Annotated in this window: 20 protein-coding genes and 1 pseudogene; 13 read left to right on the forward strand and 8 right to left on the reverse strand. The window is 59.5% G+C overall.

The window, feature by feature from the left end:
- Positions 1–4: 4 nt before the first annotated feature.
- On the forward strand, positions 5–766 hold the full coding sequence (locus tag AAIL66_RS15260; RefSeq protein ID WP_034358301.1) for a YfaZ family outer membrane protein: 762 nt from the start codon (positions 5–7) through the stop codon (positions 764–766).
- A 358-nt stretch (positions 767–1,124) separates the two neighbouring features.
- Complete coding sequence (locus tag AAIL66_RS15265; protein WP_343497125.1) at positions 1,125–1,985, forward strand: hypothetical protein; 861 nt, start codon at positions 1,125–1,127, stop codon at positions 1,983–1,985.
- Between the two features lie 491 nt (positions 1,986–2,476).
- Here the strand turns inward: AAIL66_RS15265 and AAIL66_RS15270 are convergent, their stop codons facing one another.
- Entirely contained in the window at positions 2,477–2,779 is a 303-nt protein-coding gene (locus AAIL66_RS15270) for a hypothetical protein (RefSeq protein ID WP_198528664.1), read from the reverse strand.
- On the opposite strand from AAIL66_RS15270, the gene AAIL66_RS15275 reads away from it, so the two are divergent.
- From AAIL66_RS15275 to AAIL66_RS15285, 3 genes are all read left to right on the forward strand, one after another.
- Positions 2,764–3,111 (forward strand): PRC-barrel domain-containing protein, encoded by a 348-nt coding sequence (locus AAIL66_RS15275; RefSeq protein ID WP_012838823.1) that lies wholly within the window; start codon positions 2,764–2,766, stop codon positions 3,109–3,111. The genes AAIL66_RS15270 and AAIL66_RS15275 overlap by 16 nt on opposite strands.
- A gap of 523 nt (positions 3,112–3,634) precedes the next feature.
- Positions 3,635–3,883 (forward strand): hypothetical protein, encoded by a 249-nt coding sequence (locus AAIL66_RS15280; protein ID WP_343497126.1) that lies wholly within the window; start codon positions 3,635–3,637, stop codon positions 3,881–3,883.
- Between the two features lie 249 nt (positions 3,884–4,132).
- Positions 4,133–4,327 carry a hypothetical protein gene (locus AAIL66_RS15285; RefSeq protein ID WP_003053971.1) on the forward strand — a complete coding sequence of 65 codons (195 nt, stop codon included), beginning with the start codon at positions 4,133–4,135 and terminating at the stop codon, positions 4,325–4,327.
- 333 nt (positions 4,328–4,660) lie between these two features.
- Here AAIL66_RS15285 and AAIL66_RS15290 read toward each other — a convergent pair whose 3' ends face one another.
- A complete protein-coding gene (locus tag AAIL66_RS15290; RefSeq protein ID WP_034358610.1) occupies positions 4,661–5,041 on the reverse strand; it encodes a cupin domain-containing protein in 381 nt (126 codons plus the stop codon).
- 572 nt (positions 5,042–5,613) lie between these two features.
- Positions 5,614–5,859 carry a DUF333 domain-containing protein gene (locus AAIL66_RS15295; RefSeq protein ID WP_034377602.1) on the reverse strand — a complete coding sequence of 82 codons (246 nt, stop codon included), beginning with the start codon at positions 5,857–5,859 and terminating at the stop codon, positions 5,614–5,616.
- 320 nt (positions 5,860–6,179) lie between these two features.
- On the opposite strand from AAIL66_RS15295, the gene AAIL66_RS15300 reads away from it, so the two are divergent.
- Both AAIL66_RS15300 and AAIL66_RS15305 read left to right on the forward strand, forming a co-directional pair.
- Complete coding sequence (locus AAIL66_RS15300) at positions 6,180–7,397, forward strand: GGDEF domain-containing protein (RefSeq protein WP_343497127.1); 1,218 nt, start codon at positions 6,180–6,182, stop codon at positions 7,395–7,397.
- Positions 7,398–7,546: 149 nt separating this feature from the next.
- Positions 7,547–8,326 (forward strand): YoaK family protein, encoded by a 780-nt coding sequence (locus tag AAIL66_RS15305; protein WP_343497128.1) that lies wholly within the window; start codon positions 7,547–7,549, stop codon positions 8,324–8,326.
- Positions 8,327–8,340: 14 nt separating this feature from the next.
- Here AAIL66_RS15305 and AAIL66_RS15310 read toward each other — a convergent pair whose 3' ends face one another.
- Positions 8,341–9,507, reverse strand: coding sequence for a GGDEF domain-containing protein (locus AAIL66_RS15310; protein ID WP_034358315.1), 1,167 nt, complete (start codon positions 9,505–9,507; stop codon positions 8,341–8,343).
- A gap of 687 nt (positions 9,508–10,194) precedes the next feature.
- Positions 10,195–10,368 (reverse strand): annotated as a pseudogene (locus AAIL66_RS15315) (alpha/beta hydrolase); the annotation flags it as partial.
- Positions 10,369–10,558: 190 nt separating this feature from the next.
- On the opposite strand from AAIL66_RS15315, the gene AAIL66_RS15320 reads away from it, so the two are divergent.
- Positions 10,559–11,578: a D-2-hydroxyacid dehydrogenase family protein gene (locus AAIL66_RS15320; RefSeq protein WP_034358613.1), complete on the forward strand. Its 1,020-nt coding sequence runs from the start codon at positions 10,559–10,561 to the stop codon at positions 11,576–11,578.
- Positions 11,579–11,603: 25 nt separating this feature from the next.
- On the opposite strand, the gene AAIL66_RS15325 is transcribed toward AAIL66_RS15320, so the two are convergent.
- The 3 genes from AAIL66_RS15325 to AAIL66_RS15335 are packed head-to-tail and all read right to left on the reverse strand — an operon-like array spanning position 11,604 to position 14,436.
- Entirely contained in the window at positions 11,604–12,389 is a 786-nt protein-coding gene (locus AAIL66_RS15325) for a hypothetical protein (RefSeq protein WP_343497129.1), read from the reverse strand.
- Positions 12,390–12,392: 3 nt separating this feature from the next.
- Entirely contained in the window at positions 12,393–12,824 is a 432-nt protein-coding gene (locus AAIL66_RS15330; RefSeq protein ID WP_034377606.1) for a DNA polymerase III subunit chi, read from the reverse strand.
- Positions 12,825–12,876: 52 nt separating this feature from the next.
- A complete protein-coding gene (locus AAIL66_RS15335; RefSeq protein WP_343497130.1) occupies positions 12,877–14,436 on the reverse strand; it encodes a leucyl aminopeptidase in 1,560 nt (519 codons plus the stop codon).
- 23 nt (positions 14,437–14,459) lie between these two features.
- On the opposite strand from AAIL66_RS15335, the gene lptF reads away from it, so the two are divergent.
- The 5 genes from lptF to AAIL66_RS15360 are packed head-to-tail and all read left to right on the forward strand — an operon-like array spanning position 14,460 to position 19,308.
- On the forward strand, positions 14,460–15,569 hold the full coding sequence (gene lptF / locus AAIL66_RS15340; protein ID WP_003062830.1) for an LPS export ABC transporter permease LptF: 1,110 nt from the start codon (positions 14,460–14,462) through the stop codon (positions 15,567–15,569).
- The gene (gene lptG, locus AAIL66_RS15345; RefSeq protein ID WP_343497131.1) at positions 15,566–16,669 is read left to right on the forward strand and encodes an LPS export ABC transporter permease LptG; all 1,104 of its coding nucleotides are present in this window, start codon (positions 15,566–15,568) and stop codon (positions 16,667–16,669) included. The genes lptF and lptG overlap by 4 nt, the downstream gene beginning before the upstream one ends.
- A 3-nt stretch (positions 16,670–16,672) precedes the next feature.
- A complete protein-coding gene (locus AAIL66_RS15350; protein ID WP_343497132.1) occupies positions 16,673–17,101 on the forward strand; it encodes a CbiX/SirB N-terminal domain-containing protein in 429 nt (142 codons plus the stop codon).
- 58 nt (positions 17,102–17,159) lie between these two features.
- Positions 17,160–18,101, forward strand: a complete 942-nt coding sequence (locus tag AAIL66_RS15355) for a CysB family HTH-type transcriptional regulator (RefSeq protein ID WP_003062823.1) — start codon at positions 17,160–17,162, stop codon at positions 18,099–18,101.
- 55 nt (positions 18,102–18,156) lie between these two features.
- Complete coding sequence (locus AAIL66_RS15360; protein ID WP_343497148.1) at positions 18,157–19,308, forward strand: pyridoxal phosphate-dependent aminotransferase; 1,152 nt, start codon at positions 18,157–18,159, stop codon at positions 19,306–19,308.
- Positions 19,309–19,370 lie beyond the last annotated feature (62 nt).

Here is a 19,370-nt window from a genome sequence, read left to right on the forward strand (position 1 = left end):
ACAAATGACCCAGTACATCAACACCACTCCGGGCATGGCAACGGCAGCGCTGGCCGCGAGCCTGCTGGCAGGCACGCCGGCCTGGGCACAGGACAAGACGGCAGCCGATGCATGGCGCTTTCAGCTCACGCCCTATGTATGGATGACGGGGCTGGACGGCAGCGTCCGCCCGTTCAGAGGAGCGCCAACGGTGAGCGTGAACAAATCGTTCTCGGACATTCTGGAGGAGCTGGACGCTGCAGCCTTTGTGAACGGCACGGCACGCAAGGGGCAATATGTGCTGCAGGGCGACTTCAGCTACGCCGCTACATCGGACAAGGCTGCCCTACCCTTAGGCCTGAGCGCAAATGCCAAGATTCGCCAGACCTCGTTGACGATGACCGGCGGGCACAACTGGATGCTGAGTCCGCAGTCGAGCGTTGACCTGATGGCGGGCCTGCGCCTATGGCAGATCAAGGCCGAAGTGAGTGTGCCAGGGGTAGGTTCGGCGCAGTCCAACACCTCGTTCGTCGACCCAGTGGTCGCCGCACGCTGGCGCTACGATATTGCGCCGCGCTGGTCCACCTTGGTGTATGCCGATATGGGTGGGCTGGATGTGGGCTCGAAGTTCACCTGGCAGGTGCACGGCTCGGTGAACTACCAAGTCAAGGAAAACATCTTTGTGTCCGTGGGCTACCGCCACCTGAGCGTGGACTACCGTGACGACGGCAAGCGACTGGACTTCAGCCAGAGCGGCCCGATCGTCGGTGCGACGTTCAGGTTCTGATAACCACCAGCGGATAGCCAACACCCAGCCCGTCAGACCTGCGGCTGCAACGCCGCATGCAGCAATGGCATAGGCGATGGCAATCGCTGCGGGCGAACCAGGCTGCACCAGGCCCTCTATAGCACTGGATTACCTGGTGCGCGATCTCTCTCCGTTTCAGCGCATGGAGTCACCTCGACCACCGGAGAGTCAGAGCCTGAAATCGCGCTCGAAACACCACCACAGGACAAACCAGGGGCGTGCGCACTCATTGCTGCAGCCTGCCTTTCCTTGCTCCGTCAACCGCCCACGCCGGGCGACAATGTCAAAGCAGCACCAACTGACCAAAACAAGAAATCCGACAGGCCACAAGGCATCAATGAACCGCACCGAATTTCTGCAACAGCCCGAAGTCATTGGCTTTACCGACTGGCTTGCAGCCACACTCCCCCAGCGACGGATTCAGTTGAACATTCGCTCTTCCAGCTACGTCCCCAAGGGCTTGATGGCCACCACCCGTTTTGCCGATCTGGTACCTCGCCACTACCGCTGGCGAGCGACTGGCCTGGCAACGGGCGACTGGGCCGAGTCGTGCATCAAGACAAGCGCTCTTTCTGCCAAGCTGCGCGCTGCCGTGCAGGCCAACGATGCGACAGCCACCCTGGCCGCCTGTAGCGATGTGCTGGACTGGGGCGGCGAGCGCAACCCCAAAGAAGGTGCGCGGCCCTTTCTTGTGGGCCTTGGCACTAACATCAGCCACTACATCGCCCAGACCCACCAGGAAATGGCGCTTGGCTCGGCCAGCCTGCGCACCGGCTTTCCGACAGTGCGGCTCATGAACTCCATGCTCACCAAGGTACACGCCTTTTATTCGGCCGAAGGCTTGCCCATCTATGACTCACGGGTCAGCGCCGCAGCGGCTGCACTGGTGGAGTTCTGGCGCCGCAGCAGCGGCAGGCCCCACCTGCCCGATACGCTGAGTTTCCCGCTGGCCGGCGGCAGCCAGAAGCCCCAGCACAAACTGGCTTGCCTGTTTGACCAGCCACCCTCGCCGGGCACCCTGCTCTACACCAGCCAAAGCACGCCCCAGCGCTGGGCTGGCGCCAAGGTGCGGCTGGCCTGGGTAATGGCCGAGACCCTGCGCAAGACCCCCAGCCTGTTTTCAGGCCAGCCCGATCGCATGCGCGCCATGGAAGCTTCACTCTTCATGGTGGGCTACGACCTGAACTGCCTGGCCTGAACAAAACAGCCCCTGCCAACCAGTGGTTGCAGGGGCTTTTCTCCGCATCCAGGCATTTAGGTCAGATAGGCCTCCAGCGCTTATCCGTCAAACGCCGGAAGCTATCAAAACGGCTAGCTCTGGAAAAAGCCAATGGGCCTGTCGAATGCGGACAAGGGCAAAACGGCAAGACTGGCGGAATCACGGCAACGCCCTTCACCAAGGCATAAGGCCGGCCGGTGGACCCGGTTCAGGGTACTGCGGTTGGAGCGACTTGCATCGGGGAGGCAGCGACCGCAATCCTGAATGAGCCCGGAACCCACCACATCCTGCTGCGCGTCCGGATGAATACTGTGAGGAATATCGAGAGTTCCGCCTCAAACGTAAACCAAATGCTACGTAATGGCCGTGAATTCACAAAATTCAGCGTTGCGCCACGTTCTCCTACAGAAGGGTTTTCCATGACTCGGCGACCATGCATCCACAGCAAGCCAACCCGGTTTGCTGGTCACCTACCTGAAGGAGTGAAGGACATGACGCAACAGGCGAACCAGCAGCACAGCCCCAGCCAACAGGACAAGCAGCAACAGCAGCAGCAAAACCCTGGGCAACGCCAACCAGGCCAGAGCACCAGCCAACCCGGCCAGCAGCAACAGCAAACCCCAGGACAGCAGAAGACCCCTGCTCAGCAACAGCAGCCTGGGCAGCAGCACAAAATGCCCCAGCAGTGAAAGTGAGCGCCTCAGCGCTGGCCCACCTTGCCAGCGTTGTTCTGTACCACGCAAAGAAAGGAGCAGGAATGCAACCAGCCTCACCTGTCATCTCATCCGATCGTGTCAACGGCACCAACGTCTACAACCCCAACGGCGACAAACTGGGAGCTATCGACTCACTGATGATCGACAAGCTCACCGGCAAGATTCGATATGCAGTGATGCAGTTTGGCGGTTTCCTGGGCATCGGCTCAGATCTCTACCCACTGCCGTGGGATAGCCTCAAATACGAACCCAGCCAAGGCGGGTACGTGGTTTCCGTCACCAAGGAACGGCTTGAAAACGCCCCTCGCTACGAGGGAGGCACATTGCCCGAATACACCGACGACTACGGCCGCCGTGTTTATGACCACTACGGTGTGCCCTTTGTCTAACCCCGGCACGCAACCACACATGCGCTAGTGCCCAAACTCAAGAAGAACCGCAGGCCGGTCGGCGCCGGCCGCCAACCAGTTGGAGTTCAGCCCACCTCGCGGTCGGCTTTTTTTTGCGCGGAGATTTTCAAATGTAGCCTCCTGGCCCCGCGGGCCTTAAGCGCGACCTCTCCCCGCAGGGTCAAGCGGGGCCATCTGGTGTGATGGTTCCTGGTACAAGGTATTGCTCAAAATCGAGGCCTGAAATACGCTTTTCCAATACCGTAGTGCACAAGCCGTGAGCTGCGGTCTGAGCGGTCACACCAGATGGTGATGATATCCATTGCTTTCTGCCGAGCCTGAGGTTCTCTACCCTCCCTCTGCTTCCCCAGGCACGCCGCAAGGCATCGGCCTTTACACGCAAGCCCACCAGCCAACGCTGGTGGGCTTTTTCTTTGCCGGTAGACGCTCAGTGCGGCCACGCAACACATGAGGTCGATGTCTGTTGACGCGCTGTACAAGGGAAATTTAAACTACTGTACAAATGAACAGCACTGATAAAAATAACAGTAAAATTCAAAGCAACAGCTTGCTGCGCCAGAGCGCGAAGCGCGTTCACTCCATACCTTTGTTGGTTTCACCTGCTCTCAAGAGCGCTGGTCTTTTTTATCCGCCCCCGCCCATCCAGCGGGCCTGCTTCTCGCCAAAAGGAGACTCCATGCTGTACAGCACCGTTCCTCAACCCGTTGATGAAAACCTCGTGCAGCGCCTGCGCGAGAAGGGAGGCCTGTGAAATGGCCACACATCCCCACCGCCCTGCTCGCGCTGCTCCTGACAGTCCTGCTCTTGATCGCCCCGGCCTTGGAACAAAGCTACTGACCGCCGCGCAATGGGGCCTCTGCCTCCTGGGGATCTTTTGCCTCATCGGCGTGGCCGTCGTCATTGCCACCACCCCGCAAGCCTGGCCGCTGTAAACGGTCAATCTCATCGCTTTTGATAGCCACAGGCGTTTTCCTGACAAGCGCCAGACCGGAGAAATATCATGGAAAAGATCATCGAGTCCCTGATCCTCGTCGCCGCCATCTTCATGGGCGTACTGTGGCTTGCCACCCCCAACGCCCAGGCAGACGAACCCACCACCCTCACCAAATCCGTGCGCGACGAGTTCGCCTGCCCAGGCATGCACGCCGAGTGGCTGGACGCCCACACCGTCCAGTGCCTGCGCGAAAAGCCCTGATCTACCGCCCCGCTGCCCCCGCGAACAGCCCATGCCCCATCGACACCGTACGGCAACAACTACAGCACCGCGACAGCCAACACAGCCGGCTGCTGCCTGCTATGGAAAGCAAGGCTGCTAGTTCAACCCAGACGATGCCATCAGTAGCAGCACACTTTCAAATGCAGATAGGGCAGGCGCAACGCAATCGCCAATTCAGAAGCTCGGAAGCGCCCGCCAAGCAGACAGAAGCCCGCAAGGTTCCAGACCTAGCAGGCATTTTTGCCAAGTGGTTGGCATGTAATACCGCTACCTCAATCTGCTATGGCAAGCCCGCAAGCACTTGCGCGAACGTTACTCGGCAGGTTTTGCGTAGACCTCTGCACTCAGCACCTCAAGGCCGACAAAGGGTTCAGTCCCTTCGACCCAGGCATCGTGACCAGGTGGGATGGCGTAGGACTCCCCTGCGCTGAGCATTTTCTGAGAGCCGTCCTGCATTTGAACGGTGAGCTTTCCCGAAACGACGTGCCCCACATGCGAGAGTTGGCAGTATTCGGTCTTCACCACGGGCTTGATGCATTCGGACCAGCGCCATCCGGGCTCAAAGTTGAACCGTCCAATCGTGTAGCCCTGAAGCTTTACGAGCTCCACGCGAGTTTTGCTAGGTGTGCGAAGTTCATCGGGCTCGCTGTGTGACCTGACTTCTAGCTTCTCAACGCTGACTGGAGTGGCCATGATTTTCTCCTTCATAAGAGCTGCACCTCAAGCCCCCAAGGAATTCTTCAGGTATAGCTGGTGAGCCGAAGGACAGCTAAAAAAACTTATCACTACGTCATTCGCATGGCATTGCCAGGAGCACTTATCAGTTACCAATTGCTGCATGCGGCACGGCACCGTCTGCGCCGTCCAATCCACGGCTGGCAGCAAAAAGCATGCTTTGACATACAGGGTGCCTACGCGGCCCATCTAAAGTGCCACAAGTTCGCACAGATTTTTCAGATTTGCATACAGCCAGCAGATCGAATGCAGCTGCAGCAAGAGCGGCATGACTTCTTTGCGCAGACCCAAGACGGCGCGATGCTGACTGTTTTGGGCACAGCCAACGCCTTACCCATTGGTAAAGCTGGCTGAACTGTCCAGCCCCTGCCCACCCTGCCTGCGCCGTATGGTTTTTTTGTCTGCCATTCACGGAGGCGCGATGGGTCGCGCCGACCTCTTGGCCTCAGCGAGGTACATGCCCGAGCCACCCACCGCGCACCAAGAACCTACTAGCACTTGAGCCCGCTGATGTTAGGACTACGGCTCGGTTACTTTGCAGGGTGGTCGCGGCGGAACAACTCCCACTCGTCGATTTCTGTGCCGTTGGGCAGCACGCAGATGCCGCGCTCTCCGGCAGTGGTCTTCTCGATGCGGGTCTTGCCGCCCAGCTTGGCACAGTACACCGATGCGGGGTTGGCCATGCCGATCACAGGCGCAGCGGACTGAGGCTGGGCGCAACCGCTGATGGCCAGTGCAGAAAGTACTGCGCTGGTGGTTCCAAGTGCTTTTTTCATGGACTCAATGTAGCAAATTCCGCCTTTTTCATGGAGCCGCAAAAAATCCTGACTCACATCAATTTCTCGTTTCCTTCATACATATGGGCTAAGGGTTGGCACCGACGATGCTGGCGACACTCTGTCAGCCAATGTCACTTTTAATTATTTCACCTCCAAAAGAGGAAAAGTGAACTGTCAGAAATCGCAAGAAGTTGTTAATTTCTGATCCGGAAGATGAGCGGCTGACACATTAATGGCCGCCTTGGCATTTAGATTTGACTAGAGATATGGCCAGTCTGGCCTGTCTGTTGGTGATCACTAGCAGAAGGGCTGTGTGTATGCATACGAGCAACGACCACATCTTTGTGTTGATGCCATCTCTGTCCCTGCTCTTTCTGGCCGGTCTGCTGGGAGTGTGCTGGGCGACCCAGCCCAAGCAACGCTTTCTACTCTGGCTGTGCGCCTCTTTCCTGCTAACCGCAATGTCTATCAGCATTCGCAGCGTGCTGAAGTTTGAAGTCCTCAATCATTATGTGGTTCTCGTCAACGCACTGTTTCTGGCGGGAGCTTGGTGTTTTACCAAGAGCTTTTCAGAGCGTCGGTGCGTACCCACATATCCGCTTGCAGCATTTGTCTTGTGTGCCGCGACGCTGGCCTCGCTCTACTATTTTGCCAATGTGGCACAGAACCAGGTGGGTCGGCTGCACACATTCGGTATAGGCGTAGCTCTGATGCTCTTGCTGCCAGTGCCGGCAGTTCTCAAACGAGGCCTCACCAACGACTGGCTGGATAGGATTTTGCTGTGGTCCTATCTGTCTTATGCCGTCTTTACCATGCTGCGCCCGACGCTGGTCGCAACTTTCGCGCATAACGGTCTCGCCGATGCCATGGATGCCAACTCAACCTATTGGCTGACAACGCTGATGAGTATTTTGCTTTTTGCATTGCTCTTCACGGTTTTAGTCTGTGCAGTCACCATCAGGGACACAGTCCGTCAACTGCGCACTGAACGCGACCTGGATGCTTTGACCCAGATACTGAATCGCCGCGCATTCAGTGAAGCCGCACAGCATCGCCTGGCCGACCAGCGCCTGTATCCCATGGCGCTTCTGGCCAGCGATATTGATCATTTCAAACGCATCAACGACAACTGGGGGCACGACAAAGGTGACGCGGTCTTGCAGCTTGTCGCCAAAGCGATGCAGCACAATGTGCGCAGCAACGATCTGGTTGCACGCTTCGGCGGTGAAGAGTTTATGGTTCTGCTGACAAAGATCGATTTGCTAGGTGCCGAGCAAGTCGCCAAGCGCATTGGCCTGGAGTTGAGAAATGACCAGGAGCTATTGCCGAAAGGGCCAGCCCTGACGCTGAGCTTTGGCATCACTTCAATCAGCAATGCCGACCAGCTTGAAGGTGCACTGAGGCAAGCCGACCAGTTGCTGTATAGCGCCAAAAATGCTGGCCGAGACCGCGTTCATGTGGAAGGCCGCAGCTACCCAGACATCAGCTTTGAACACACCATACCGGCAGACCACCCCATGGCATTGCTGACGTAAGCCGGTGAATTCGCTGGCCAATGCCATCCGCACCAGGCAGCTCACGTATCCAAGTTGGCCCACAATGACTCCTGCATGGTCGCTGACAAACCAATTTGTCAGCATTGATGCACCCCGTCATGGGTGCACTTTTGTCAGTGGAATCCTTGATGCGCAGACTTCGCCATCTCACCAACCGGCATCGCACACCGTCCACCAATATCGCCCTGGGTCTGCTGCTGGCCTTTAACGCGGGCGCGGTCAACGCTGGCGGCTTTCTTGTGCTGCGGATGTATACCTCGCACATGACGGGCTTTGCCTCTCAACTGGCTGACGGCCTGGTGCTTGAGAACGCCAAGCTGCTGCTGAATGCGCTTGGTGCCATCATCGCCTTTACAACGGGCGCGGCCGTCTGCGCGTTGCTGGTGAACTGGGGGCGCAAACGCCATCTGTACAGCGTCTATGCCCTGCCGCTGATGCTGGAGGCCGTCATGCTGATTGCCTTCGGCCTGATGGGCACAGTCACCTTGACATGGAATACGCCCTTCGCAGTGCCGCTGACCGTGCTGCTGCTGTCCTTCATGATGGGTCTGCAGAATGCCGTGGGTTCCAAGACATCCGGCGGCAGCACTCGCACCACGCACATGACCGGCAATTTCACGGATCTGGGCATGGAACTGGGCAAGATGTTCTTCTGGAAGCGCCACGCCAACGCCGACCTGCAACTATCACCCCTGGTTAGGCATGGCTGGCGCCGTATGAAGGTGTCCGCAGGGCTGATCTTGATGTTTGTGCTGGGCGGCATTACCGGTGCGCTGGGCTTCAAGCATATCGGCTTCATCTGCGTGGTTCCGCTGGCCGCTCTTTTGCTTGTACTGTCCGTGCCACCATTTATGCGTGACGCAGCGCAATCCGCCGAGCGGCCGTCACTCTTCAGCAAGAAGAGCTGAGTGCATCCTGTATCTCACGCCGCTGCCGCGACGTCCCCGGGTCCATGCACGACGACCTGATCGCGCCCAAGCTCCTTGGCCTTGTAGAGTTGCTGGTCAGCCCTCATTACGGCTTCGCGCAGATCGCTGCCGAATGGGCTGACAACGATACCCATGCTCAAGGTCACGCGCTGACCATCGGGCAATGGCGCAATGATCTCGACCGCTCCGGCACGAATACGCTGCGCCACACGTTGTGCAGTCTCAATGTCGGCATGGGTCAACAACAGCACAAATTCTTCGCCTCCAAAGCGAGCCACCAGGTCGGTACCACGGACACTTGCCTGTATGACTTCCGCGACGGCCTTGAGTACTCCGTCGCCATACTCGTGCCCCCAGTTGTCGTTGACCCGCTTGAAGTGATCCAGATCCGCCACCACGATGGAAAGCGGCTGCGCTTTTCGATCCCGGGCCAGCGGGTCTGCAAACTCCCAGAAGCCGCGACGATTCAACACGCCAGTCAGCATGTCGTGATTGCGTTCGTCTCTGAGTGTGGCCATTGCATCCCTCATCGAAACGATGAGCATGAGGCCCGAGAACACCAGGCTGAACAATAGCGAGCCCAGCATGGTGACCAACCAGTAAATGGAGCTGAGCATGTCCTGGAGCTCAGTGAATCCAAGAAACAGCACCATGATGGGCCTGAGCACTGTATAGATCGCAAAGGCCCCGTAGGACCGGTAAAGCAGCTTCTCCAGCCCGTCACGTCTGACTTTTTTTAGCGCGATGGCAGGAAACGGTATGAAGTGAATGACGCCAAGCCCTGTGTTCAGCCAGAGCACACGTGCAGCAATGTTGTCCTGCACGATGCTGTACTCGTAAAGAGCAGCAACCACGATGATCGATACCAGGGCCGAGATCTTGGGATATGAGGAGACGGAAAACTTTTGAGCAACGCCCCAGGTACAGAGCCAGGCACCAAGCAGATAAATGGGCCCGGTGTAAACAGCCCACCGAACCAGTTGTCCGTGAGGTGTCAAGCATTGCCAACCCAAGGCAAGCCCCGTAAGTGTCAACCCACAAGCCGTCGAGAGCAGAAACACGGAGCGGCGCTGTGCAAGCCAGCAAAAAGCCATGAGTGCGCCCAGTGCCGTTATGCATACCGGCGCGACCAACAAGTACAGCTGCAAATTGCTAGGCATGAATTGGCGGATCAGAAAAGCTCATTCACGCGGCAACGCAATTGTGGTGACCCATGCTCTGAGACTCAGAAGGTGGAGTCCATTTGATAAGTGGACTGATAAACACCCGAATGTTAACAATTGTGCCGAGAACCCTGCAAATCTCCTCCAAAACACATCGGTTTCCCTGGTTCGTCACGAGTCCGTCAAGAAGCAGCAACTCGCGATCACCCCACCCGCAGCACTCGCCTCGGCCCCACCTTTGAGCGGGCTTTTCATGACTGAATCAAGGATGTACCTCCGAGGCATTCGCTCCCCAAATCATCGCCAAAGAAGTCGCTGCCCAACTGCCGGGCCTGTCCGGGAAGACCTTTGAGCGCCTTGTACGGCAAGACGACCTGCCTCAGCCTCGGCAAATCAGCGCGGGACGCTGGCTGGTTAGCGATCTTGACGACTGGGCGAACAAGCACTCTTTGTCCCGATTGCAGTCGCCGGAGCACACCGGCGCCCAAAAAGCCTCTCCGCAGTCACACAGCATCTGCTTGAACAACGGCCTCGAGCCCCAGTGCCAGACTGGCTACAACCATTGCTGCTTCTCGGCGTCATATTTGTGGCAGTTATAGATGCCAGCCGCACCGGGAATCACATAACCCGAAATAGCGCCCCTCACATCCTCTGGAGGGGCCTGGATGCATCGGTGAAACAGGTACTCGGCCAAGTCCCGAACCTGACCTGTCTCATACGCCCGTCTACCAGGGACTTATACCTATAAACCCAACTTTTAGCTGACGCAACAGCCTCCAGTCGCAACCCTGGACAACCTTGGATCACAATAGCATTCCCAGCGGACAGAGCTTTTGCGGCATGGGCATCAAGATAGATGCAACCTCCTTGGGCCAGCGTAGCTTTCAAAACCTGCGCCAAACCTACGCTAAGCTCTGGAGTGTGTAGGGTGCGCGTAGGGAATCTGGTGGCGTCGATTTGGCGTAAGTTTTCACAGAAGCAATCCTAAGCCTTTGATCGCATTGAATTTCATTCAATAAACTCAGCCACTTATTTAAGGATTCCAGTGGTGAACATCGTTATCCTGGACGATTACCAAGACGCGGTTCGCAAGCTCGATTGCGCCAAGCTGCTCGATGCCTTCAACGCAAAGGTCTATACCAACACCATCAAGGGCGTGGGTCAGCTCTCGGTTCGACTGCGCGACGCGGATGTCATCGTCCTGATTCGCGAACGCACCCAGATCTCGCGCCAGTTGCTCGATAAACTGCCCCGGCTCAAGCTGATTGCCCAGACGGGCAAGGCTGGCGCCCATATCGATGTGCAGGCTTGCACCGAACGTGGCGTGGCGATTGCAGAGGGCGTGGGCTCTCCCATTGCGCCGGCAGAGCTGACCTGGTCTCTGATCATGTCGGCCATGCGCCGTCTACCGCAGTACATCTCCAATCTCAAACATGGTGCATGGCAGCAGTCCGGTCTCAAGGCGGCCTCCATGCCGCCCAACTTCGGACTGGGCAGCGTGCTGCGCGGGCGCATGCTGGGTATCTGGGGCTACGGCCGCATCGGGCAACTGGTGGCGGGCTATGGCAAGGCCTTTGGCATGCAGGTCTGTGTCTGGGGCAGCGAAACCTCGCGCCGCAAGGCCGAGGCCGATGGTTATCTGAGCGCCCCGTCCAAGGAAGTCTTTTTCGAGCAATGCGATGTTCTGTCGCTGCATCTGCGCCTGCACGATGCGACGCGCGGCATTGTGACTGCACAGGATCTGGCACGGATGAAACCGACAGCCTTGTTCGTCAATACCTCGCGCGCCGAACTGGTGGAGCCCGAAGCATTGCTCTGTGCCTTGAACCGTGGCCGCCCGGGCCTGGCAGCGATCGATGTATTCGAGAGCGAGCCAATCTTGCAAGGCCATGCCCTGCTCAGACTGGAGAACTGCATCTGCACGCCCCATATCGGCTACGTGGAGCAGGACAGCTATGAGCTGTATTTCCGTGCTGCATTTGAGAACGTTGTGAACTTTGCCGACGGCCAGCCCAGCAACATTCTGAATCCTGAAGTTTTCAGCGGCCCACTGCGTTTGAACCGCTAACCGCTAACCGCGAGAGCTCGGCCGACTACTGCCGGGCTTGGGCTTGCTGCGCCAGCTCGGCCTCCACGGCTTCGTAGACCGATTGACGCACCACGGTCTCCACTTCTTCACGAAGACGAAGCACCATGGATCGGGTCTGTGCTTCCACAACCTGAGCTATTGCTTCCTTGAGCTTGTGCTCCAGCACAAGGTCCACTCGTTGCATGAGCCGGTGGACCAGATATTCTTCGGCCACCACGGCACCGTGCTCATCCAGTGCCTGCTGCAGGCCGACTGCCCCAAAGACCGGGGCGGGTTCAACAGCCTGCTCCACATCTTGTGCTTGGACGAGTGGCTCGGCAGCTTCCTCATCGAGTACCTCAGGCCCGGGTTGAAGTTCTTCATCCTGGGGTTGGCCAGCGTCCGTAACGGATGGCTGCTCCGCCTGGTCTGCAAGCGGAAATGCCTCCACGAGTTCGGCAGTTACCAACTCAGTCTCAGGCTCCACCTGCCCAGCCATGCTCTGCGCAAATGACTGCTGCGGCGGCAAGGATTCCGGCAAAGGGGGCAACTGATGCGGAATACCTGCAGGCCGGCCACGGCCGTAGAGACCATCCGCCAGCCATGAGGTGTGAAACGACGGCCTCGCCAGAGGGACAACGCTGTCTCCCAGCGTCCGCGGGCCTAGCACCTGCTGCACAGCTCCGTGAGACTGCTCCGGCGACGCCGACTGAGCGCTGTCCGCAGTGTCTTCGAGCGCGGCAGCTTCGGGCTGAACCACCTCGGTCAGGGTGGGGACGAAGCGTGGCGGAACTTTGGATGAGGAGTTCATGACCTAGCCCTTGAGATTCAGATCGTGCCGGACAATGGAAAAACCACGCGCTGCATAGTCGCGCCAGCGGGCACGCGCATCCTGGCGATCCATCTCATCGCCGGAAGAAACGATTTCCACCACGCGCGCGAAGCGCTCAAACCCCGATGGCACCTGCGGCGTGAGATTGACCAGCACATCGTAATGAGGCAAGTCCTGCAGGTGTTCGGCCAGGATGACGGGAGAAGCAGCAAGCATCTGCGCTCCATCCGACTCGCAAGCATGCGCGAGAAAATCCGTGGCCGACACGCTCCACAAACGGGGCGAAAGCCGGCTCAGCGCAGCTCCATCCCCCAGAACCACGATGCGCGCACCATGACGCAGAGCCTTGCGTGCGAATCGGCACACATAGCCCAGCTTGTCTGGCGCATTGAAATGAAAGGCAATTTCTGTCACAACTCTTGGCGGCAGATGCGGCCTGAAACCAGGCCGCATCTGCCGACTTTTCTTAAGCCGAAGCCTTGGCAGTCACACGCGTACGGCGCGAAGCCGCAGGTTTGGCAGCACTCTTGCGAGCCACCGGGGTCCTGGCAGCAGTCGCTGCTGCAGCGGCAACCCGGCCTTCCTGACCCAGCAGATATTGCACCAGCAGGCCTACGGGGCGACCCGTAGCTCCCTTGGCAGCACCGCTCTTCCAGGCAGTACCGGCGATATCCAGATGTGCCCAGGGAATATCGCCCACAAATTTCTGCAGGAACTTGGCGGCCGTCACCGCACCTGCGGCGCGCCCTGCCACATTGCCCATGTCCGCAAAATTGCTCTTGAGGCCATCGGCGTACTCCTCGTCCAGAGGCATGCGCCAGCAAGGATCGAGCGCCACATCGCCAGCGGTCTGCAACGCGGCTGCCAACTCGTCACTGGTCGAAAACAGGCCGCTGCGCAAACCGCCCAGAGCGATCACGCAAGCGCCAGTCAGCGTGGCCATATCGACCAGCGCAGAAGGCTTGAAGCGCGCTGCGTAATGCAGCACATCGCACAGCACCAGGCGGCCTTCTGCGTCCGTGTTGAGGATTTCGATGGTCTGGCCGCTCATGCTGGTCACCACATCGCCGGGCTTGACGGCTGCACCGTCGGGCATGTTCTCGCATGCAGGGATCAGGCCCACGACATTGATAGCCGGCTGCAGCCTGGCCAGCGCCTGGAACACGCCCAGCACGCTGGCAGCACCGCCCATGTCGAACTTCATCTCGTCCATCTCGGCTGCAGGCTTGAGCGATATGCCGCCGGTGTCAAAAGTGATGCCCTTGCCCACCAGCACGATGGGAGCCACGCTCTTGGCCGCACCGTTGTAGTGCAATTCGATGAAGCGCAGGGGTTCGCGCGAGCCCTGGGCCACCGCCATGAAAGCGCCCATGCCCAGCTTGGCCACATCGGCAGGGCCGTGAATCTTGCAGCTCATGCGTGCTGCCTTGGCAATGCTCTTGGCAGCGTTGGCCAGCAAGGTGGGCGTTGCATGGTTGGCCGGGCGGTTGGCCCATTCGCGGGCCATGGCCACGCCCTCCTGCTGCGCCACTGCGGTATTGAAAGCAGCGGTAACAGCAGCCGTCTTGGACGATACGCCCAGCACGAGCTTGGTCAGCGCAATGGGCTTGGCCTGGGATTTGGTGTGGGTATAGAGGTAGGTCGCATCGGCAACCGCCTGTACGGCAGCCGCTACAGCCTGGGCATCGGCATCAAAGGCAAAGCTCACAACGGCCTTGGCAATGCCTTCGGTCTTGAGCACCGCGCCGCAGCCGGCCAAGGCATTGCGCACGTCCTTGGGAGTACCAGCTCCCGCGCCCAGCAGCACCACACGGCGTGCGGCAATGGCGGGCACTTGGTACAAAGGCAATTGCTTGCCGCAAGACAGGGCAAAATCACCCTGCTTCACCGCATGAGCCACCATGGCTCCGATGGCGTCGCTGCCGAATGTGCCCGATGCTGCCTGTTCAGAAACCAGCACCAACAGCAGATCACATTTTTCACGCGCTGCGGCGGCAGCGGTCAGAGCCTTCAGTTCAAAGTTCATAATCGGTGTTTTCCTTTTAGCCAATGTTATTCGATTCATCCATACGCAAAGAGCTGGCCCGCAGCTTTGGTGCGACGGCCGTGGTTCTGATCACTGTGGTGATGACCATGATGCTGATCCGCACCCTCGGTCAGGCTTACAAGGGCAGTGTCAGCCCTTCCGACGTGATGCTGGTCATGGGTTTCACCGTGCTCGGGCAACTCCCGACCATTCTGGGCCTGAGCCTGTTTGTCGCCATTGTGGGATCTCTTTCCCGCATGTACCGCGACAGCGAGATGGTCATCTGGTTTGCCGCCGGCCAGGGCCTGGCCAGTCTGCTCAAGCCCTTGCTGCGCTTTGCCTGGCCAGTGATTCTCATCACCGCCGTGCTGGCCCTCGGCGTGCTGCCCTGGTCCTATCAGCAAATCGAGCAGATCAAGACCCAGTTCCAGCAGCGCAGCGACTTGGATCGCATCGCACCCGGCGAGTTCCAGGAATCGGCGGGCGGCACACGCGTGTTCTTCGTCGACAAGGATTCCCCTTCTGACATGGCGGCCAGCAATGTCTTCGTGGTCTCGCGCGACCCCGGCAAGGAGTCCGTGACCTCCGCCAAGGGCGCGCATCTGGCCGTCATCAAGGGCCAGCGCATGGTGATCCTGGAGGACGGCCAGCGCATGGAGACGCGCAGCGACGACGGCTCGGTGCGCATCACCGAATTCAAGGAATACGGCGTGCAGGTCGACAACGACAACCCCGTCACCATCGAGGAGATGGCGGCGCGCAGCATGCCCACCAAGGACTTGATCGGCAAGGACGAGCCGATCGCCCGCTCCGTGCTGGCATGGCGCCTGGGCCTGCCCTTTGCCGCGCTGAATTTTGTCATTCTGGGCCTGGCCATCTCCAGCGTGAACCCGCGTGCGGGCAATAGCAGCAGCCTGATGATCGCCCTCTTCGCATTTATCGTTTACTACAACCTCATGACCCTGGGCGAGAGCTGGGTCAGCGCCAACAAGATAGGCATGTGGGGCATTCTGGGCCTGCTGCATGGAAGCATCCTGATCGTCAGCGTGCTGGTACTGCTGGCGCGCCACTTCCGCTGGTCACCGCGTGACCTGCTGCGGCGCTCGGGCAAGCGTCAGGAGAGCGCACGATGAAAGTTCTGCGCAACCTGATCTATCGCGAAGTCATACAGGCCGTTCTGTACGTCTCGCTGGCCTTTCTGGCGCTGTTCTTCTTTTTTGATCTGGTCGATGAGATGCGCTGGGTGGGTAGCGGCAATGCAGGCTACACCGCCACGCGCGCGCTGCTGCTCGTGACTCTGTCCATTCCGGGCCACCTCTACGAGCTGATGCCGATTGCCGTGCTGATCGGCGCCATCTTCGTGATGGCAAAGTTCGCCCAGAGCTCGGAATTCACCATCATGCGCACCAGCGGCATGGGGCCCTGGCTGGCGCTGCGCACGCTGCTGGTACTGGGTATGAGCTTTGTAGTTCTCACCGTGCTGGTCGGTGACTATATTGCGCCTGCTGCCGACAACTTCAGCCAGAAATTGCGCGTGGTCGCCAAGGGGCAGATCTCCCGGGGCGCGACAGGCGCCTGGCTCAAGGAAAAGCAAGGCGATCACTCCGTCGCTATCAACGTCGGTGCCGTCAAGGCCCCTGGAGATTTCGTCAACGTGCGCATTTTTGAATTCGACAGCAAGGGCCGCATCGCTGCGCAGATCAACGCTCAATCTGCCCAGGTCGATGAAGACAAGGAGCTGTGGACCTTGAATGGTGTGCAGGGCAGCAAGGTCGCTCAAGAGGGCGATGTCACCAAGCTCAGCCGAATCAGCGAAGCCAGCATGAACTGGCCAACCAAGGTCACTGCGGCCATGGTCTCGGGCGCGCTGCTCAAGCCCGATCGCATGACCACGATTGCACTGTTCCAGTTCGTACGCCACCTGCAGGACAACGGCCAGGCGGCGCAGAAGTACGAAATCGAGTTCTGGCGCAAGGTCTTCTACCCGCTGAGCTGCCTGGTGATGGTGGTTCTCGCCCTGCCTTTTGCCTATCTGCATTTCCGCTCGGGCGGTATCACGGCCTATGTGTTTGGCGGGGTGATGGCCGGCATCAGCTTCTTCCTGCTCAACAACGTGTTCGGCTATATCGGCACCCTGCAGTCCTGGTGGCCCTGGCTGGCCGCCGCGGCGCCGGGCCTGCTCTACACCGCGCTATCGCTCTCGGCCTTTGGCTGGCTGGTACTGAGGCGCTAGGCCATGAACGACGAGCAACGCCCTTCTCCAGATCAAACCGGTCTGATCCTGCTGGCCCATGGCTCCAGAGACGCTCTCTGGCGTCAGCCCATAGAGGCCGTGCATCAGCTGGTAGAGGCAATGCGCCCCGACCTGCCCTGCATCTGCGCCTATCTGGATGCCTGCGCACCGGATCTGCCTGCAGCCACGCAGACCCTGATTGCGCAAGGTGTCAAACATCTGATCGTGCTGCCGCTGTTTCTCGGTACCGGCAAACATGCACGAGAAGACATTCCGCGCCTGCTGGACGAATTGCGCCGACAGCATCCCGGCTGTCGGTTCGATCTGCAGACCGCGGCGGGTGAGAATCCTCGCGTCACGTCCCTGCTGGCGCAGTTGGCGATAGAGGCGGCAGCCGACACCGAAGCGCTCAAACATACAGATTTCAAATAAAAAATAGCTTCTTTAGATATTTGAAGCATAATGATGCAAGTTCTTAGTCCATGCCGTCATGAACCTGCATCAATTCCGCTTCGTTCAGGAAGCCGCCCGCCGCAATCTCAACCTCACCGAGGCGGCCAAGGCCCTGCACACCTCCCAGCCCGGAGTCTCCAAAGCCATCATCGAGCTTGAGGAAGAGCTGGGCATCGATATCTTTGCGCGCCACGGCAAGCGTCTCAAGCGCATCACCGAGCCGGGACAGGAAGTCCTCAAGAGCATAGAGCTGATCATGCGCGAGGTGGGCAATCTCAAGCGCATCGGCGAGCAATACAGCGCCCAGGACAGCGGCACGCTGAGCATCGCCACCACCCACACCCAGGCCCGCTATGTGCTGCCGCCCGCCGTGGCACGCCTGCGCGAGCTCTATCCCAAGGTCACCATCAGCCTGCACCAGGCCACTCCTGCCGAAGTCGCACGCATGGTGATCGACGAAGTCGCCGAGATCGGCATGGCCACCGAATCGCTGGCCGACTATCCCGATCTGGTGACCCTGCCCTGCTACGAATGGCAGCACGTGCTGGTCATCCCCACGGGCCACCCGCTGGCGCAGAAAGAGCGCATCACGCTGGAGGACATCGCCCAGGAGGCCCTGATCACCTACCACCCGTCGTTTACCGGACGCGGCAAGATCGACCAGGCCTTTGAGATGCGCCGCCTGCACCCGCACATCGTGCTGGAAGCCATCGATGCCGACGTGATCAAGACCTATGTGCGTCTGGGCCTGGGCATTGGCATCGTGGCCGAGATGGCCATGCGCGACGACCCCGTCAATGACCTGGTGGTACGCCCCGTCGGCCATCTGTTCGGCACCAGCGTGGCCCGTGTGGCCATCAAGCGCGGCGCATACTTGCGCAACTTCGTCTACAGGTTTGCCGAGCTGCTCAGCGACCGACTCTCGCGAGACCTCATCATGCGCGCCATGAACGGCAGCGTGGACGACTTCGGGCTCTGATCCGGCCCGCCTCAAGGGCTGGTGCCTGCGTGCCCGGCCCACGCATTGCAAGACCATCGTGACTCCCAACTTCCCCAGCAAGCTGCCCAATGTGGGCACCACCATTTTCACCGTCATGTCGGCGCTGGCCGCCGAGCATCAGGCCGTCAATCTGGGCCAGGGCTTCCCTGACTTCGGCTGCGACCCCAGGTTGCTCGACGCTGTCAACGATGCCATGCGCGCCGGTCACAACCAGTACCCGCCCATGGCGGGCTGGCCCGCGCTGCGCGAGGCCGTGGCTGCTAAGATCGAAACACTGCACGGCCGCCGCTATGACGCGGGCAGCGAAATCACCATTACCGCCGGTGCCACCCAAGCCATTCTCACAGCCATCCTGGCCACCGTGCATGCAGGCGACGAAGTCATCGTGCTCGACCCCTGCTACGACAGCTATGTGCCCAATATCGAGATGGCCGGCGGCGTGGCCGTGCGAGTGCCGCTGACGCCCGGCAGCTTCCGCCCCGACTTTGCCAGGATCGCGGCCGCCATCACGCCGCGCACGCGCCTGCTGATCATCAACAGCCCGCACAACCCCAGCGCCACCATCTGGACCGATGCGGAAATGCGCCAGCTCGAAGCCCTGCTGGCGCCCACCAATGTGCTGCTGATCAGCGACGAGGTCTACGAGCACATGGTCTTCGACGGTGCCGAGCATCTGAGCAGCGCCCGCTACCCGGGCCTGGCCGAGCGCGCCTTCATCGTCTCCAGCTTTGGCAAGACCTACCATGTCACGGGCTGGAAGGTCGGCACCGTGGCCGCGCCCGCCGCCCTCACCGCCGAATTCCGCAAGGTGCACCAGTTCAATGTGTTCACCGTGAACACGCCCATGCAGGCGGGCCTTGCGCAGTACATGCAGGACCCTGCGCCCTATATGGAGCTTTCGGCCTTCTACCAGGCCAAGCGCGATCTATTCCTCGGTGGCCTGCAGGGCTCGCGCCTGAAGCTGCTGCCCACGGCCGGTACGTATTTCCTCTGTGCCGACATCTCCTCGGTCTCGGATCTCAACGAGGCCGAGTTCTGCCAGTGGCTGGTCCGGGAAATCGGTGTGGCAGCGATTCCGCTGTCGGCCTTCTACGGCGACGGCTTCGATCAGCGCGTGGTGCGCTTCTGTTTTGCCAAGAAGGACGAAACCCTGATCGAGGCAGCCGCGCGCCTGCGCAAGCTCTGAAACGCTGCGGCCCATAAAAAAAAGGAGCACCTACTGCGCTCCTTCCCTCATTTTCAGCATGT

The sequence above is a fragment of the Comamonas sp. F1-6 genome, from assembly GCF_039581415.1.
Lineage (GTDB): Bacteria > Pseudomonadota > Gammaproteobacteria > Burkholderiales > Burkholderiaceae_C > Comamonas > Comamonas thiooxydans.

Excerpts from the sequence above, each read along its gene's own strand:
- AAIL66_RS15260 (WP_034358301.1), top strand. The coding sequence starts at position 5 with ATGACCCAGTACATCAACACCACTCCGGGCATGGCAACGGCAGCGCTG.
- AAIL66_RS15265 (WP_343497125.1), top strand. The coding sequence starts at position 1,125 with ATGAACCGCACCGAATTTCTGCAACAGCCCGAAGTCATTGGCTTTACC.
- AAIL66_RS15275 (WP_012838823.1), top strand. The coding sequence starts at position 2,764 with ATGCAACCAGCCTCACCTGTCATCTCATCCGATCGTGTCAACGGCACC.
- AAIL66_RS15280 (WP_343497126.1), top strand. The coding sequence starts at position 3,635 with ATGAACAGCACTGATAAAAATAACAGTAAAATTCAAAGCAACAGCTTG.
- AAIL66_RS15285 (WP_003053971.1), top strand. The coding sequence starts at position 4,133 with ATGGAAAAGATCATCGAGTCCCTGATCCTCGTCGCCGCCATCTTCATG.
- AAIL66_RS15290 (WP_034358610.1), bottom strand. The coding sequence starts at position 5,041 with ATGGCCACTCCAGTCAGCGTTGAGAAGCTAGAAGTCAGGTCACACAGC.
- AAIL66_RS15295 (WP_034377602.1), bottom strand. The coding sequence starts at position 5,859 with ATGAAAAAAGCACTTGGAACCACCAGCGCAGTACTTTCTGCACTGGCC.
- AAIL66_RS15300 (WP_343497127.1), top strand. The coding sequence starts at position 6,180 with ATGCATACGAGCAACGACCACATCTTTGTGTTGATGCCATCTCTGTCC.
- AAIL66_RS15305 (WP_343497128.1), top strand. The coding sequence starts at position 7,547 with ATGCGCAGACTTCGCCATCTCACCAACCGGCATCGCACACCGTCCACC.
- AAIL66_RS15310 (WP_034358315.1), bottom strand. The coding sequence starts at position 9,507 with ATGCCTAGCAATTTGCAGCTGTACTTGTTGGTCGCGCCGGTATGCATA.
- AAIL66_RS15325 (WP_343497129.1), bottom strand. The coding sequence starts at position 12,389 with ATGAACTCCTCATCCAAAGTTCCGCCACGCTTCGTCCCCACCCTGACC.
- AAIL66_RS15335 (WP_343497130.1), bottom strand. The coding sequence starts at position 14,436 with ATGAACTTTGAACTGAAGGCTCTGACCGCTGCCGCCGCAGCGCGTGAA.
- lptF (WP_003062830.1), top strand. The coding sequence starts at position 14,460 with ATGTTATTCGATTCATCCATACGCAAAGAGCTGGCCCGCAGCTTTGGT.
- lptG (WP_343497131.1), top strand. The coding sequence starts at position 15,566 with ATGAAAGTTCTGCGCAACCTGATCTATCGCGAAGTCATACAGGCCGTT.
- AAIL66_RS15350 (WP_343497132.1), top strand. The coding sequence starts at position 16,673 with ATGAACGACGAGCAACGCCCTTCTCCAGATCAAACCGGTCTGATCCTG.
- AAIL66_RS15355 (WP_003062823.1), top strand. The coding sequence starts at position 17,160 with ATGAACCTGCATCAATTCCGCTTCGTTCAGGAAGCCGCCCGCCGCAAT.